The following is a 15387-nucleotide window of genomic DNA, read 5'->3' as shown; positions in this document are numbered from 1 at the left end:
TGACGGGCGCCATGCGCCTGCAGGGGGCACTTCGTGGGGCATTCCCGTAGGGTGGGCTTCAGCCCACGCTGAGCACCGCGGGTGGGCTGAAGCGGAACGCCGCCCGGCCCACCCCTACATGGCCCCACGTACGGGGCGGCGATGCGGTTCGCTGAGCTCACCACATCCTACGACCGGTTCTATGCGCTGCGGGGCTGGCCCGGTTATCACCGGGCGGTGGGGGTCACCCGCCAGACCGTGTTGCCGACGTCGTCGGTCACCAGCAGGGCGCCCTGGGCGTCCAGGCGCACGTCCACGGGGCGGCCCTGGGCGTTGCCGTCGGCGTCGAGGAAGCCGGTCAGCACGTCCACCGGCTGGCCATTGGGCTTGCCGTCCTTGAAGGGCACGAAGATCACCTTGTAGCCGCTGTGGGGTTTGCGGTTCCAGGAGCCGTGCTGGGCGACGAACAGGCCGTTCTGGAAATCCGGCAGGGCGCTGCCGCGGCCGAAGGCGATGCCGAGGGAGGCGGTGTGCGGGCCCAGGGCGTAGTCCGGCACCAGGGCGCTGGCGACCTTCTCCGGGTTGGCCGGTTGCACGCGCTCGTCGACGTGCTGGCCGTAGTAGCTCCAGGGCCAGCCGTAGAAGCCGCCGTCCTTCACCGAGGTGATGTAGTCGGGCACCAGGTCGCTGCCGATCTCGTCACGCTCGTTCACCGCCGTCCACAGCGCGCCGCTGTCTGGCTCCCAGGCCAGGCCGTTGGGGTTGCGCAGGCCACCGGCGAACAGGCGCTTGGTGCCGCTGGCGCGGTCCACTTCCCAGATCGCGGCGCGGCCTTGCTCCATCTCCAGGCCGTTCTCGCCGACGTTGCTGTTGGAGCCGACGGTGACATAGAGCCGGGTGCCGTCGCGGCTGGCGATGACGTTCTTGGTCCAGTGGTGGTTGATGCCCGCCGGCAGGTCGGTGACCTGCTGCGGCGTGGCGTCGATGCGGGTCTGGCCGGGCTGGTAGGGCACCTTCACCAAGGCGTCGGCGTTGGCGACATACAGGGTGTCGTCCACCAGGGCCATGCCGAAGGGCGAATGCAGGTTTTCCAGGAAGGGCGTCTTCAGGTCGGCCACGCCGTCGCCGTCGGTGTCCCGCAGCAGGGTGATGCGGTCGGCGCTGGGGGTGCGGGCGCCGGCCTTCTCCATGATCTTGCCGGCGATCCAGCCCTTGAGGCTGAAACCGCCGTCACTGGCCGGGGCGTTGCTCTCGGCCACCAGCACGTCGCCGTTGGGCAGCAGGTACAGCCAGCGCGGGTGGTCCAGGCCTTCGGCGAAGGCCTTCACCTCGGTGCCCTGGGCGGCCTGGGGACGGCCGCCTGCGGGCCAGCCGGTGGCGGGGGCGATGTTCACCGTGGGGACCAGGGTCTTGTTCGGCGCGGGCAATTGCGGGGTGGGGCCGGTGCCGTCGGCCACCTGCAGGGCGGCACGCTCGCCGCAGGCGGCGCAGAGGACGGCGAGGCTGAGGGGCAGCAGGTGCAGCGCTTTCATGGGGTTCTCCTTGAGCGGGCCTGGTGGGCTTCCTGTCGGGATGAGTGGCGGTCGCCAGGGGTTGGACCGGCATGATGGCCATTCATCCAATTGTCATATTCGGGTCATAGAGTGTTCACACGGCCTTCCGATACTGGCCCCCGACTCATCCAACCCTATCCTCTGCTAGGAGCAAGGCATGAAACTGAAGCGTTTGATGGCGGCCCTGACCTTCGTCGCCGCCGGCGTTGCCACCGCCAGCGCGGTTGCCGCCGTCGACCCGTCCATCCCGTCCTACACCAAGACCACCGGTGTGTCGGGCAACCTCTCCAGCGTCGGTTCGGACACCCTGGCCAACCTGATGACCCTGTGGGCCGAAGCGTACAAGCGCGAATACCCCAACGTGAACATCCAGATCCAGGCTGCCGGTTCCTCCACCGCGCCGCCGGCCCTGACCGAGGGCACCGCCAACCTCGGCCCGATGAGCCGCAAGATGAAGGACGTCGAGCTGCAGGCCTTCGAGCAGAAGTACGGCTACAAGCCCACCGCCGTCCCGGTGGCCGTCGACGCCCTGGCGATCTTCGTGCACAAGGACAACCCCATCAAAGGCCTGACCATGCAGCAGGTCGACGCCATCTTCTCCGCCAACCGCCTGTGCGGTGGCAAGAGCAACATCAAGACCTGGGGTGAGCTGGGCGTGACCGGCGACCTGGCCGACAAGCCGATCCAGCTGTTCGGCCGCAACTCGGTATCCGGCACCTACGGCTACTTCAAGGAAGAAGCCCTGTGCAAAGGCGACTTCAAGGCCAACGTCAACGAGCAGCCGGGCTCCGCCTCCGTGGTGCAGTCCATCAGCCAGTCCCTGAACGGCATCGGCTACTCCGGTATCGGCTACAAGACGTCCAGCGTGAAGACCGTGGCCCTGGCCAAGAAGGAAGGCGGCGAGTTCATCGAAGACAACGAGCAGAACGCCCTGAACGGCAGCTACCCGCTGTCCCGCTTCCTCTACGTCTACGTCAACAAGGCCCCGAACAAGCCTCTGGCCCCGCTGGAAGCCGAGTTCATCAAGCTGGTGCTGTCCCAGCAGGGTCAGCAGGTTGTGGTGAAAGACGGCTACATCCCGCTGCCGGCCAAGGTGGCCGAGAAGACCCTGAAGGATCTGGGCCTGTAATCCAGGACAGATGAAGGGGCGGCCTACCCCATCGGCCGCCCCGCAAGGATGCGACGGCGTCGGGTGATCCCCGGCGCGAAGGCCCGCCCCCGGCATCACGCCCCGGGCGGGCTTCGTTGCGTCACCACGCTGTCATCTTTCTGTCATACGAAGGCTTTAGGGTGTGCCCCATGAATGACCTGGCCAGTTCCCCCATGACCTCGACGAATCCCCCCGCGCGCATCGACTTCAATACGCCGGCGCTGCAGCGCAAGCGTCGCATCCGCGCGCTGAAAGACAACCTGACCCGCTGGTACGTGCTGGTGGGCGGCCTCGCGGTCCTCGCGGCCATCACCCTGATCTTCTTCTACCTCGCCTACGTGGTGCTGCCCCTGTTCAAGGGCGCCGAGCTGACCGCGAAGCAGGTGCAGGCCCCGGCCTGGCTGCAACAGGAGACCGGCAAGCCGCTGTTGCTGACCCTGGAAGAGCAGAACCAGGTGGGCATGCGCGTTTCCGACAAGGGCGAGGTGGTGTTCTTCGCCACGAAGGACGGCGCCGAACTCCAGCGCGTCGCCCTGCCGCTGCCGGAAGGTGTCAGCGTCGCCTCCATCGGCCAGGACCAGCCCGGCCAGCCGCTGGTGGCCCTCGGTCTGTCCAACGGCCAGGTGCTGCTGTTCAAGCACAGCTACCAGGTGACCTACCCGGACAACAAGCGCGTGATCACCCCGCGCATCGACTACCCCTTCGGCGACAAGCCCATGGCGCTGAACCCCGAGGGCAAGCCGCTGGAGCACGTGGCCGTCAACCAGAACGACGAGACCCTGGTCCTGGCCGGCTCCACCGGCAACCAGCTCTACGTGCAGGAGCTGGTGAGCCAGGAGAACATGCTCACCGGCGAGACCACCGTCGAGCAGAACGCCATCGCCCTGCCGCAGATGGTCGAGCCGATCAAGGCCATCTATGTCGACCCGCGCCAGCAGTGGCTGTACGTGATCAACGGGCGTGCCCAGGCCGATGTCTTCAGCCTGCGTGAGCATGCCCTCAACGGCCGCTACAAGCTGTTCGAGGACGGCGACCGCGAAACCACCGCCAGCGCCCTGCTGCTGGGTGGCATCTCCCTCATGGTGGGCGACTCCAAGGGCAGCATCGGCCAGTGGTTCATGGTCCGTGGTGCCGACGGCGAAGCGCGCCTGACCCACATCCGCAGCTTCCAGCTGGGCAGCGCCCCGGTGGTGCAGATCGCCCCGGAGGAGCGCCGCAAGGGCTTCCTCGGCCTGGATGCCAGCGGCAAGCTCGGCGTCTTCCACAGCACCGCCGAACGCACCCTGCTGATCGAGCCTGTGACCGAAGGCGCCGGCATGCTGGCCCTGTCGCCCCGCGCCAACCGCGTGGTGGTGGAGGCCGATGGCAAGTTCCTGCCGTTCCGCCTGTCCAACCCGCACCCGGAAGTCTCCTGGAGCGCGCTGTGGGGCAAGGTCTGGTACGAGAGCTACGACGCACCGAAGTACGTCTGGCAGTCCACCGCCGCCAACACCGACTTCGAGCCCAAGCTGAGCCTGGCGCCGCTGACCTTCGGCACCCTCAAGGCCGCCTTCTACGCCATGCTGCTGGCCGCTCCGCTGGCCATCGCCGCCGCCATCTACACCGCCTACTTCATGGCCCCCGGCATGCGCCGCAAGGTCAAGCCGGTGATCGAACTGATGGAAGCGCTGCCCACGGTGATCCTCGGCTTCTTCGCCGGCCTGTTCCTGGCGCCCTACGTCGAAGGCCACCTGCCGGGCATCTTCAGCCTGCTGCTGCTGACCCCCATCGGCATCCTGCTGGCCGGCTTCATCTGGAGCCGCATGCCGGAGTCGGTGCGCCTGCGCGTGCCGGACGGCTTCGAAGCCGCCATCCTGATCCCCGTCGTGCTGCTGGTGGGCTGGTTCGCCCTGGGCATGAGCCCGCTGCTGGAGACCTGGTTCTTCGGCGGTGACATGCGCCTGTGGATCAGCAACGACCTGGGCATCACCTACGACCAGCGCAACGCCCTGATCGTCGGCCTGGCCATGGGCTTCGCGGTGATCCCGAACATCTTCTCCATCGCCGAAGACGCCATCTTCAGCGTGCCCAAGAGCCTCACCTACGGCTCCCTGGCCCTGGGCGCCACGCCCTGGCAGACCCTGACCCGGGTGGTGATCCTCACCGCCAGCCCGGGCATCTTCTCGGCGCTGATGATCGGCCTCGGGCGCGCCGTGGGCGAGACCATGATCGTGCTGATGGCCACCGGCAACACCCCGGTGATGGAGGTGAACCTCTTCGAAGGCATGCGCACCCTGGCGGCCAACGTCGCGGTGGAGATGCCGGAATCCGAAGTGGGCGGCTCGCACTACCGCGTGCTGTTCCTCGCCGCGCTGGTGCTGCTGATGTTCACCTTCGTGATGAACACCCTGGCCGAACTGATCCGCCAGCGCCTGCGCAAGAAGTACGCATCCCTGTAAGGCGGCCCGCGCCGCGACGGCCCCCTCCCGGCGGGAGGGGGTGTGGACAAACAAGCGCCTCCGGCCCCGGGCGGGAGGCACTGGAAGACTCACGAGTTGGAGACATCCGTGAAAAAGGTTTCCCTCAAGAACTGGTTCGAGAGCGGCGCACCGGGCGTCTGGATGAGCGGTGGCGCCGTGGCCATCGCCGTCATCATGACCATCGGCCTGCTCTCGGTGATCGCCGTGCGCGGCCTCGGCCACTTCTGGCCGGCCGACCTGGTCGAAGCGCAGTACAGCATCCCCGGCCAGGCCCCCAAGGCGGTGATCGGCGAGGCCGTGCAGATCGAGGAAGTGCCCAGCGCGCGCCTCAAGAGCGCCGGCCTGCCGGTGCAGGACGACAGCCCCGAGTTCATGACCCGCGAGCTGCTCAAGGTGGGCAACCGCGAGGTCTACGGCGCGGATTTCACCTGGGTGGTGGGCGAGTGGCTGAAGGACCTGCAGAAGCCTGCCGACCTGATCGCCATGGAGCGCCGCGAGTGGGGCAACTTCTACGGCCGCCTGGTGAGCGTGAAGGAGAACGGCAAGGTGATCGCTGAAGGCGAGGCCGCCATGCCGGTGCTGCAGGAGCGCCTCAAGCGCGTCGACGACCTCTACGCTCAGCTCTACCGGCTGGAGAAGAAGGAGATCGGCGGCATCAACCACGGCCTCGAACGCCTGCGCCTGGAAGGCCGCAAGCTGGAACTCAAGGGTGAGCTGGACGCCGTGGCCCAGGCCGACCTGGCCGCGCGCCGCGCCGAGCTGGACGCCCGCTACAAGACCCTCGAAGGCCAGCTGACCGAGCTGCACCAGGCCTTCAACCGCGACAGCGTGGTGGTGCGCGAAGCCGGTGGCCAGGAGCAGGAAATCACCCTGGGCAAGGTGGTGCACGCCTACCAGCCCAACGCCATGGGCGTGATGGACAAGCTGGGCTTCTACTTCAAGAAGCTCTGGGAATTCCTCGCCGACGACCCGCGTGAAGCCAACACCGAGGGCGGCATCTTCCCGGCCATCTTCGGCACCGTGATGATGACCCTCATCATGGCCGTGATCGTCACCCCCTTCGGTGTGGTGGCCGCCATCTACCTGCGCGAGTACGCCAAGCAGGGCGTGCTGACCCGCGTCATCCGCATCGCCGTGAACAACCTGGCCGGCGTCCCCGCCATCGTCTACGGCGTGTTCGGCCTGGGCTTCTTCGTCTACGTGGTGGGCGGCTCGCTGGACCGTATGTTCTTCCCCGAGGCCGCCCCGGCGCCGACCTTCGGCACCCCGGGCCTGCTCTGGGCCTCGCTGACCCTGGCGATCCTCGCCGTGCCGGTGGTGATCGTCGCCACCGAGGAAGGCCTGGCACGCATCCCCCGTGCGGTGCGTGAAGGCTCCCTGGCCCTCGGCGCGACCAAGGCCGAGACCCTGTGGAAGATCGTCCTGCCCATGGCCAGCCCGGCCATGATGACCGGCCTGATCCTCGCCGTGGCCCGCGCCGCCGGCGAAGTGGCGCCGCTGATGCTGGTGGGCGTGGTGAAGCTGGCGCCGAGCCTGCCGGTGGACGGCAACTACCCGTACCTGCACCTGGACCAGAAGATCATGCACCTGGGCTTCCACATCTACGACGTCGGCTTCCAGAGCCCCAACGTCGAGGCCGCCCGCCCGCTGGTGTACGCCACCGCACTGCTGCTGGTGCTGGTGATCGCCCTGCTGAACTTCTCGGCCGTGGCCATCCGCAACCACCTGCGCGAGAAGTACAAGGCGCTGGAAAACTGATCGAACGCCCGGCGGCCCCCAGGGCCGCCGCGCCTGAATACCTGAGCGCGTAGCCACCGGCTACGAACGGAGCGAGACCATGCAACACGAGACCCACAGCCACGGCGTCAACATCTCCGCCCTGGGCCGCGGCAAGCAGAGCCTGAACCTGGCCGACGAGACCGTCGCCCTGGAAGTGCCGGGCCTGAACCTGTTCTACGGCGAGAAGCAGGCCCTCTACGACGTGCGGATGAACATCCCCAAGCAGCGCGTGACCGCTTTCATCGGCCCGTCCGGCTGCGGCAAATCGACCCTGCTGCGCTGCTTCAACCGCATGAACGACCTGGTGGACGGCTGCCGCGTGGACGGCGAGATCCGCCTGGACGGCAACAACATCTACCGCAAGGGCGAGGAAGTGGCCGAGCTGCGCCGCCGCGTCGGCATGGTGTTCCAGAAGCCCAACCCCTTCCCCAAGAGCATCTACGAGAACGTCGTCTACGGCCTGCGCATCCAGGGCATCAACAAGAAGCGCGTGCTCGACGAAGCCGTCGAGTGGGCCCTGAAGGGCGCCGCCCTGTGGGACGAGGTCAAGGACCGCCTGCACGAGTCCGCCCTCGGCCTCTCCGGCGGCCAGCAGCAGCGCCTGGTCATCGCCCGCACCATCGCGGTCGAGCCTGAAGTGCTGCTGCTCGACGAGCCCTGCTCGGCCCTCGACCCGATCTCCACCCTCAAGGTGGAAGAGCTGATCTACGAGCTGAAGAGCAAGTACACCATCGTCATCGTCACCCACAACATGCAGCAGGCCGCGCGCGTCTCCGACTACACGGCGTTCATGTACATGGGCAAGCTGATCGAGTTCGGCGATACCGATACGCTGTTCACCAACCCGGCCAAGAAGCAGACCGAGGACTACATCACCGGCCGCTACGGCTAGTGGCCGGGGCGGCCCGCCTGCGCGGGCGCCCACGGGTGGACCCGGACAACACGAATGACCTGTAGCTGGCGGCGTGGAGCCTGCAGCTTTCGCGGAGCGAACAATGATCGACAAAGACAGCCTTACCCACCACATCTCCCAGCAGTTCAACGCCGAGCTGGAAGAGGTGCGCAGCCACCTCCTGGCCATGGGCGGCCTGGTGGAGAAGCAGGTGAACGACGCCGTCACCGCGCTGATCGACGCCGACTCGGGCCTGGCCCAGCAGGTGCGCGAGATCGACGACCAGATCAACCAGATGGAGCGCAACATCGACGAGGAGTGCGTGCGCATCCTCGCCCGTCGCCAGCCGGCCGCCTCCGACCTGCGCCTGATCATCAGCATCTCCAAGTCGGTGATCGACCTGGAGCGCATCGGCGACGAATCCTCGAAGATCGCCCGCCGCGCCATCCAGCTTTGCGAAGAGGGCGTCTCGCCCCGTGGCTACGTCGAGGTGCGCCACATCGGTGACCAGGTGCGCAAGATGGTCCAGGAGGCGCTGGACGCCTTCGCCCGCTTCGACGCCGACCTGGCCCTGTCGGTGGCCCAGTACGACAAGAACATCGACCGCGAGTACAAGACCGCCCTGCGCGAGCTGGTCACCTACATGATGGAAGACCCCCGCGCCATCAGCCGCGTGCTCAACGTCATCTGGGCCCTGCGCTCGCTGGAACGCATCGGTGACCACGCGCGCAACATCGCCGAACTGGTGATCTACCTGGTTCGCGGCACCGACGTGCGCCACATGGGCCTGGCCCGCATGCAGGAAGAGGTGAAGGGCTCGGCCAAGTCCGAGTAAGCTTCGCCTACGGACCGGTCGCCCTTTTCCCGCTGGACCCGTCGCGCCCCGGCTTGCCCGGGGCGCATTCTATTTGGCACAGCGCTATCGCCCGCAGCTATGCTTAGGTCCGGTCTGAGAGGAGTGGTTGATGAGCAAAGTTACTGTGCTGGTGGTGGACGACGCGTCCTTTATTCGTGACCTGGTGAAAAAGGGCCTGCGCGACCATTTCCCGGGTATCCAGATCGAAGAAGCGGTGAACGGCCGCAAGGCCCAGCAGATGCTCAGCCGCTCGTCGGTGGACCTGATCCTCTGCGACTGGGAGATGCCGGAGATGTCCGGCCTTGAGCTACTCACCTGGTGCCGCGCCGAGGAAAGCCACAAGACCACGCCCTTCGTCATGGTCACCAGCCGTGGCGACAAGGAGAACGTGGTGCAGGCCATCCAGGCCGGCGTCTCCGACTACATCGGCAAGCCCTTCTCCAATGACCAGCTGGTCACCAAGGTCAAGAAGCAGCTGGCCCGTGCTGGCCGCCTCGAAGCCCTGGCCGCCTCCGCGCCGCCCAAGATGCTCAGCACCGGCGGCTTCGCCAACGACTCCCTGGCCGCGCTGACCGGCGGCAAGGGCGCCGACGTGGTCAAGCCCAGCAGCCCCGGCGCCAAGCCGGCGGTCCAGGCCGCCGCTGCCTTCGCCGCGCCGGCCAAGAGCGCCGCGCCCAAGGTGCCCGCCGGCCGTGGCCAGGCCCAGCTGCGCCTGCCCTCGGCGGTGCTCTCCTGCGTGATCAAGACCATCAGCCTCAAGGATGCCCACCTGGTGGTGAAGCGCGGCGACCCGCTGCCCCAGGTGCTGGAAAGCGCCGTGCTCGACCTGGAGCAGGGCGAGGGTGGCGAAGTGGCGCGCCTCAACGGCTACCTGCACGCCGTCGCCGCGCTGGAGCCCAAGCCCGACAGCGAGTGGCTGCAGCTCACCTTCCGCTTCGTCGACCGCGACCCGCAGAAGCTCGACTACCTGTCGCGCCTGATCGCCCGCGGCACCGCCCAGAAGCACTTCGTCCCTGGCGCCTGATGCCCGCCGGTCCGCCCGGACCGGCCCCCAGCCAACCCCGTCACAGCCCGACTGCCGGTGCCTCGCACAGGACCGGCGGCGCTGCTAGGCTTGCCAGCTCATAACACTCATGAAACGTGCAGTCATGCCAGGGCGCGCTCTACTCCTCTGCTGCTTGCTGGCGGTCGCCATGCCCGCCAGCGCACTGACCATCTACAAGTACACCGACGCCAACGGCGTGGTGACCTACACCGACAAGGCCGTCTCCGGCGCCCAGGTGTTCGTCTTCCGCGACCGCATGGTGGAGCGGCTGGACCGCTCGGTGAAGCTGGAGACCCAGAAACACGACGCCGGCGAGACCCTGCTGGTGCGCAACGACCTGTTCGCCCCGGTGGAAGTGGAGCTGAGCCTGGAGAACGTCAGCAACGCCGTCGGCGATCCTGGCCGGCCGATCCGCTGGGTGCTCCCCCCGCGCAGCAAGATCCGCCTGGTCACCCTCAGCCCCGAGAACCCCGGCAAGGCCCTGCGCTACAAGCCGCGCCTGCGCTACGCCCTGGGCGACCCCCGGCAGCAACCCTCGCTGTACCGCTACCCGCTGCCTTGGCTCGGTGGCCCCTTCCGCCTGACCCAGGGCGCCAACGGCCAGTACAGCCACTTCACCCCCAAGGGCCGCTATGCCCAGGACGTGGCCATGCCCGAGGGCACGCCCATCGTCGCCGCCCGCGCCGGCATGGTGGTCAAGACCGAGAACCGCCAGAGCGGCCGGGGCGAGAACCCCTCCGGCAACTTCGTGCGCATCCTCCACGACGACGGCACCATGGGCGTCTACCTGCACCTCATGAAGGGCTCGGTGCAGGTCCAGGAAGGCCAGCGTGTGGTGCTCGGCGAGCAGATCGGCCGCTCCGGCAACACCGGCAACAGCACCGGCCCGCACCTGCATTTCGTCATCCAGCGCAACGTCGGCCTGGCCCTGGAGTCCATCCCCTTCGACTTCGCCCAGCCGGTGGACAGCCTGCCCAACTTCGCCGTTGGCGGTGAATGACAGCGCTCTGTCTGCGTTAAGTGTTGCTAGAAGATTTGAGCCCAGCTGATTGCCGAGCTTCGCGGGTGACTCTGGTTTCGCCCTCCCGGGCGAGTCACTTTTCTCAATCGCCAGAAAAGTAACCAAAAGGGCTTGCCCCTCCATACGGGTCTGGCTGAAGCCAGACTTCCCTCGCTCCATCATCGCTCCAGGGGCACGCCGCGAAGGGCCATCCCTGGCCCATCGCTGCTCTCGCGACATCCATGTCGCTCAACCCCTTCCACGACGATTCGCTCAGCCTCCTGGGAAGGGGCGTTTGGTGGCTGCTTCAACATCGATGCTCGGATCCTCACATCGATGTGGGCACCAAACCAGCGCGCAAACCCTAGGGATTCCGGGAAGGGCCGTGCTAGAACGCTTGAGTTGAAACCACAACAGCTAACGCAGAAAGAGCCAATGACAGCGCTTGCGTCACCCCGGTCGGCGCGCCTAAGATGCGCGCCTTTCCCCCCAACCCGACAGCAAAGGAGGTTCATCATGCAAACACTGATCACCCCTTGCAGGTCGCGCCTGGCTTAATCGCTCCTTCCGTCCTTCTTCGCGACGGTTCCGCATCGCCCGGCCCCAGGCCTGCCAAATCCAAGCATTTTCGTTTCAACCCATTTGGATTGGACCATGGGCACTTGCATTCGCAATCTGGCCGACGGCATCACCCTGATCGCCGCGGACGACACCTGGATCGAAGGAAAAGCGATCCAGCAACTTGAAACCACCGCCCGCCTGCCGGGCATGCAACGGGTGGCCGGCATGCCGGACCTGCACCCGGGGCGCGGCTACCCGGTGGGCGCCGCGTTCTTCTCCAGCGGCCGTTTCTACCCCGCCCTGGTGGGCAACGACATCGGCTGCGGCATGGCCTTCTGGCGCACCGACATCCCCGTCGCCAAGCTCCACCTGGGCAAGCTGGAGAAGCGCCTGGGCTCCCTCGACGCGCCGCTGGACGGCAGCTGGCACGAGGCGATTGCCGCCTTCGGCCTGCCGCCCTGCGGACACGAGCGTTCCCTGGGCACCATCGGTGGCGGCAACCACTTCGCCGAGCTGCAGCAGCTCGACGAAGCCTACGACGCCGACGCCCTGGCGGCCTTGGGCATCGACCGCAAGCACCTGCTCCTGCTGGTGCACAGCGGCTCGCGCGGCCTGGGCGAAGCCATCCTGCGCGAGCAGGTGGACCGCTTCAGCCACGCCGGCCTGGAAGCCGGCAGCCTGGAGGCCGAGCACTACCTGGCCCGCCACGACGGCGCCCTGCGCTTCGCCGAAGCCAACCGGCAACTGATCGCCCGACGCATCCTCGACCGCCTGCGTGCAGACGGCGAACAACTGCTGGACGTGAACCACAACCTCGTCTCCGCCGCGACCATCGGCGGCGTCGACGGCTGGCTGCACCGCAAGGGCGCCACCCCCGCCGACCAGGGCGTGATGGTCATCCCCGGTTCCCGGGGTGACTACAGCTACCTGGTGGCCCCGGTGCCCGACGAGCGCAGCCTCAACTCCCTGGCCCACGGCGCCGGGCGCAAGTGGATGCGCAGCGAGTGCAAGGACCGCCTCGCCAAGCGCTACAGCGTCGAGCAGCTGGAACGCACCGTCCTCGGCAGCCGGGTGATCTGCGCCGACCGCGCGCTGATCTACGAGGAAGCGCCGGAAGCCTACAAGGCCATCGACTCGGTGGTCGGCGCCCTGCGCGATGCCGGGCTGGTGCAGGTGCTGGCGCGGCTCAAGCCGGTGCTGACCTACAAGACGCGCGGAGGGTGCTGCTGATGATCCTCCTGCAACTCTCGGCGGCCCAGGGACCGGACGAATGCGCCCTGGCCGTGGCCAAGGCGCTGCAGCGGCTGATGCACGAAGCCACGCAGCGGCAGGTGCGCGTCCAGGTACTGGAGCGGGAGGAGGGTGCCCGGCGCGGCACCCTCGTCTCCGCCCTCCTGGCCCTGGACGGCGACCAGGCCGACGGCCTCGCCCGGGACTGGGAAGGCACCCTGCAATGGACCTGCCCCAGCCCCTACCGGCCCAACCATGGGCGCAAGAACTGGTTCTTCGGCGGGGCCCGCTTCGCCTCGCCGCCGGCCAGCCTCGAAGGCGAGATCCGCTTCGAGGCCCTGCGCGCCTCCGGCCCCGGCGGGCAACACGTCAACACCACCGACTCGGCAGTGCGCGCCACCCACCTGGCCAGCGGCATCAGCGTCAAGGTGCAGAGCGAGCGCAGCCAGCACGCCAACAAGCGCCTGGCCATCCTCCTCATCGGCCAGCGCCTGGCGCAACGGGCCGACGAGGCGGACGGCGCCCTGCGCGCGGAGCGCCGCCTGTTCCACCACCGGGTGGAGCGGGGCAACCCGGTGCGCTGCTTCAAGGGCGAGCGGTTCGAGCCGGTGTGAACGCGCGCGCAGGTCGGGTTCGCCCGCACCTGCGCGTCATCGGTGATCCATCAACTGCTCTGGCTGGCCTTCATCGAGGCCAGCAACGTGCCTTGCGGCGGCGCTGCCCGGAAGTGCCGGTACAACCCGTCGAAGATCGCGTTCGCCACCCGCTGCTGGTGGCGGGCATCGATCAGCCGACGGCAATCACCCGGGTTGGACATGAAGCCGGTTTCCACCAGCACCGAGGGGATGTCCGGAGACTTGAGTACGGCGAAGCCCGCCTGCTCGACCCGCTTCTGGTGCACGCCCGCCACACCCTGCAGGCTGCCCAGGATGCTCTTGCCCAGGTCCAGGCTGGTGGCAATGGTGGCGGTCATCGACATGTCGAGGATCACCCCGGCCAGCATCGGGTCCTTGTCCTTCAGCGACAGCAAACGCTCGGCACCGATCAGGTCCACACGGTTCTCGCGCTCGGCGAGCCAGCGCGCCGTGGTGGACGTCGCACCGCCCTGGGACAGCGCGAAGACCGAAGCCCCGGAGGCACTGCGCCTGGGCGCCGCATCGGCATGGACGGAGATGAACAGATCGGCGTTGCGCCGCCGGGCGATCTCGACCCGCTTGCGCAGCGGCACGAACACGTCGTCATTGCGCACCAGATGGGCCTTGAAGCCCTTCTGGGCATTCACCTTCCTGGCCAGCAGGCGGGCGATGGCCAGTGCCACCGCCTTCTCCTGCTCACCGTTGAAACCGATGGCGCCCGGGTCCTTGCCGCCGTGGCCCGCGTCGATGGCGACGACGATGTCCCGCTGCCCGCCCGCAGGGGCGACCGCCGGAGCGGCCGGCGCCAACGCAGGGGTGGGCGTGAGCGGCTGGAAGTCCAGCACCAGCCGGTGCCCCTTGCCCTCCCCAGGTGGCAGCAGGAAGCTGCTCAGCTGGGCCGGGGCCTGCAGGTCGAACACCAGCCGTGTGCTGCGGCCCTGCAGACCACTGCGGACCGAACGGATCGGCCCCTGGCCCAGCGCCAGGTCCTGCAGCTGAGCCAGCAGGCGGGTGTCGTCCAGGTCGACGATGACCCGCTCCGGCGCGGCCAGCGCGAAGCTGCGGAAGTTCACCGGGCCGCTGAGGTCCAGCACGATGCGCAGGCGGTCGGCCGTCCGCCAGCTGCGAACCTGGGTGACGGCCTGGACGGCGGAGGCCGTGGAAGCGAAGGGCAGGGTGAAACCGGCGAGCACGAACTTGAGCAGATGACGGCGATCCATGAGGGGGCTCCATCGCATCGAGGAAAGCGGGATCGGTCAATTATGTTATAAAGTAACGTTTTTGCGCAGCCTGATTCCGGCTCTAAGCTCCCTCTACCGTGCGTTTCGCACCCACAAAAAACGGGGCCCTTCGGCCCCGTTCTCGTTTCAGCTGGCGGTCACGCCCGGGCTTATTCCCCCGGGATGTCCTTGCGCAGCTTCACCGCCTCTTCCTTGCGTCCACGGGCGATGCGCATGCGGATGTTCAGCGCCTCCACGCCCAGGGAGAAGGCCATGGCGAAGTAGACGTAGCCCTTCGGCACGTGGACTTCGAAAGCCTCGGCGATGAGCACGGTGCCCACCACCACCAGGAAGGCCAGGGCCAGCATCTTCAGGCTCGGGTGCTTGTCGATGAAGGCACTGATGGTGCCGGCGGCGGCCATCATCACCAGCACGGCGACGATGATCGCGGCGACCATCACCGGCACGTGGGAAACCATGCCCACGGCGGTGATCACCGAGTCCAGGGAGAACACGATGTCGATGATGGCGATCTGGATGATGGTGGCGATGAAGTTGCCGCCCTTGCCCTTGGGCGCCTCGCTGGCCTCGTCCTCGCCTTCCAGGCTGTGGAACATCTCGGTGCTGCTCTTCCACAGCAGGAACAGGCCGCCGAAGAACAGGATCAGGTCACGGCCGGAGATGCCCTGGTCGAACACATGGAACAGGTCGGCGGTGAGCCGCATGATCCAGGTGATCGACAGCAGCAGCAGGATGCGCGTGACCATCGCCAGCGCCAGGCCGAAGAGCCGGGTGCGTGCCTGCATGTGCGGCGGCATGCGGCCCACGAGGATGGCGATCATGATGATGTTGTCGATGCCCAGGACGATCTCCAGGGCGGTCAGGGTGAAGAAGGCGACCCAGATTTCCGGGCTGGTCAGCCATTCCATGATGCGTGTACCTCGTGGTGTCGACGGCTAGGTTGGAGCACGGCCACGCCGGAAAGTGCGAGCCTTTCCGGCGTGAATGAATTAAAGGAGGCGCCTGAC

Annotated in this window: 12 protein-coding genes; 9 read left to right on the top strand and 3 right to left on the bottom strand. The window is 67.4% G+C overall.

Features of this window, described 5'->3' with window-relative positions; all coding sequences use genetic code 11:
* Positions 1–206: 206 nt before the first annotated feature.
* On the bottom strand, positions 207–1511 hold the full coding sequence (locus tag RTK35_RS06465) for a sorbosone dehydrogenase family protein (RefSeq protein WP_316907645.1): 1305 nt from the start codon (positions 1509–1511) through the stop codon (positions 207–209).
* Between the two features lie 178 nt (positions 1512–1689).
* Here RTK35_RS06465 and RTK35_RS06460 point away from each other — a divergent pair, with 178 nt between their 5' ends.
* From RTK35_RS06460 to prfH, 9 genes are all read left to right on the top strand, one after another.
* Positions 1690–2661, top strand: coding sequence for a phosphate ABC transporter substrate-binding protein PstS (locus RTK35_RS06460; RefSeq protein ID WP_107329905.1), 972 nt, complete (start codon positions 1690–1692; stop codon positions 2659–2661).
* 482 nt (positions 2662–3143) lie between these two features.
* Positions 3144–5120 (top strand): ABC transporter permease subunit, encoded by a 1977-nt coding sequence (locus tag RTK35_RS06455; protein WP_316907813.1) that lies wholly within the window; start codon positions 3144–3146, stop codon positions 5118–5120.
* Positions 5121–5282: 162 nt separating this feature from the next.
* Positions 5283–6899 carry a phosphate ABC transporter permease PstA gene (gene pstA / locus RTK35_RS06450; protein WP_142016543.1) on the top strand — a complete coding sequence of 539 codons (1617 nt, stop codon included), beginning with the start codon at positions 5283–5285 and terminating at the stop codon, positions 6897–6899.
* A 79-nt stretch (positions 6900–6978) separates the two neighbouring features.
* Entirely contained in the window at positions 6979–7812 is an 834-nt protein-coding gene (gene pstB, locus RTK35_RS06445) for a phosphate ABC transporter ATP-binding protein PstB (protein ID WP_044403471.1), read from the top strand.
* A gap of 103 nt (positions 7813–7915) precedes the next feature.
* A complete protein-coding gene (gene phoU / locus RTK35_RS06440) occupies positions 7916–8647 on the top strand; it encodes a phosphate signaling complex protein PhoU (RefSeq protein ID WP_044403468.1) in 732 nt (243 codons plus the stop codon).
* A 130-nt stretch (positions 8648–8777) separates the two neighbouring features.
* Positions 8778–9692 carry a response regulator gene (locus RTK35_RS06435; RefSeq protein ID WP_044403466.1) on the top strand — a complete coding sequence of 305 codons (915 nt, stop codon included), beginning with the start codon at positions 8778–8780 and terminating at the stop codon, positions 9690–9692.
* Between the two features lie 124 nt (positions 9693–9816).
* Entirely contained in the window at positions 9817–10713 is an 897-nt protein-coding gene (locus RTK35_RS06430) for a peptidoglycan DD-metalloendopeptidase family protein (RefSeq protein WP_182851336.1), read from the top strand.
* Positions 10714–11367: 654 nt separating this feature from the next.
* Positions 11368–12504 carry an RNA ligase RtcB family protein gene (locus tag RTK35_RS06425; RefSeq protein ID WP_316907644.1) on the top strand — a complete coding sequence of 379 codons (1137 nt, stop codon included), beginning with the start codon at positions 11368–11370 and terminating at the stop codon, positions 12502–12504.
* A complete protein-coding gene (prfH, locus tag RTK35_RS06420) occupies positions 12504–13118 on the top strand; it encodes a peptide chain release factor H (protein ID WP_316907643.1) in 615 nt (204 codons plus the stop codon). Before RTK35_RS06425 ends, prfH begins: the two co-directional genes overlap by 1 nt.
* A gap of 50 nt (positions 13119–13168) precedes the next feature.
* On the opposite strand, the gene RTK35_RS06415 is transcribed toward prfH, so the two are convergent.
* On the bottom strand, positions 13169–14359 hold the full coding sequence (locus RTK35_RS06415; RefSeq protein ID WP_172434997.1) for an N-acetylmuramoyl-L-alanine amidase: 1191 nt from the start codon (positions 14357–14359) through the stop codon (positions 13169–13171).
* 170 nt (positions 14360–14529) lie between these two features.
* Complete coding sequence (locus RTK35_RS06410) at positions 14530–15288, bottom strand: TerC family protein (protein WP_044403457.1); 759 nt, start codon at positions 15286–15288, stop codon at positions 14530–14532.
* Positions 15289–15387 lie beyond the last annotated feature (99 nt).

Source organism: Pseudomonas sp. zfem003, from assembly GCF_032621675.1.
GTDB lineage: Bacteria > Pseudomonadota > Gammaproteobacteria > Pseudomonadales > Pseudomonadaceae > Metapseudomonas > Metapseudomonas otitidis.
The sequence above is the reverse complement of the archived record's forward strand: the minus strand, read 5'-3'. Positions and strand labels throughout refer to the sequence as shown.

What these genes read in the sequence shown, in the direction of transcription:
- RTK35_RS06465 (WP_316907645.1), bottom strand. Translation starts at nt 1,511, where the DNA reads ATGAAAGCGCTGCACCTGCTGCCCCTCAGCCTCGCCGTCCTCTGCGCC.
- RTK35_RS06460 (WP_107329905.1), top strand. Translation starts at nt 1,690, where the DNA reads ATGAAACTGAAGCGTTTGATGGCGGCCCTGACCTTCGTCGCCGCCGGC.
- RTK35_RS06455 (WP_316907813.1), top strand. Translation starts at nt 3,144, where the DNA reads ATGCGCGTTTCCGACAAGGGCGAGGTGGTGTTCTTCGCCACGAAGGAC.
- pstA (WP_142016543.1), top strand. Translation starts at nt 5,283, where the DNA reads ATGAGCGGTGGCGCCGTGGCCATCGCCGTCATCATGACCATCGGCCTG.
- pstB (WP_044403471.1), top strand. Translation starts at nt 6,979, where the DNA reads ATGCAACACGAGACCCACAGCCACGGCGTCAACATCTCCGCCCTGGGC.
- phoU (WP_044403468.1), top strand. Translation starts at nt 7,916, where the DNA reads ATGATCGACAAAGACAGCCTTACCCACCACATCTCCCAGCAGTTCAAC.
- RTK35_RS06435 (WP_044403466.1), top strand. Translation starts at nt 8,778, where the DNA reads ATGAGCAAAGTTACTGTGCTGGTGGTGGACGACGCGTCCTTTATTCGT.
- RTK35_RS06430 (WP_182851336.1), top strand. Translation starts at nt 9,817, where the DNA reads ATGCCAGGGCGCGCTCTACTCCTCTGCTGCTTGCTGGCGGTCGCCATG.
- RTK35_RS06425 (WP_316907644.1), top strand. Translation starts at nt 11,368, where the DNA reads ATGGGCACTTGCATTCGCAATCTGGCCGACGGCATCACCCTGATCGCC.
- prfH (WP_316907643.1), top strand. Translation starts at nt 12,504, where the DNA reads ATGATCCTCCTGCAACTCTCGGCGGCCCAGGGACCGGACGAATGCGCC.
- RTK35_RS06415 (WP_172434997.1), bottom strand. Translation starts at nt 14,359, where the DNA reads ATGGATCGCCGTCATCTGCTCAAGTTCGTGCTCGCCGGTTTCACCCTG.
- RTK35_RS06410 (WP_044403457.1), bottom strand. Translation starts at nt 15,288, where the DNA reads ATGGAATGGCTGACCAGCCCGGAAATCTGGGTCGCCTTCTTCACCCTG.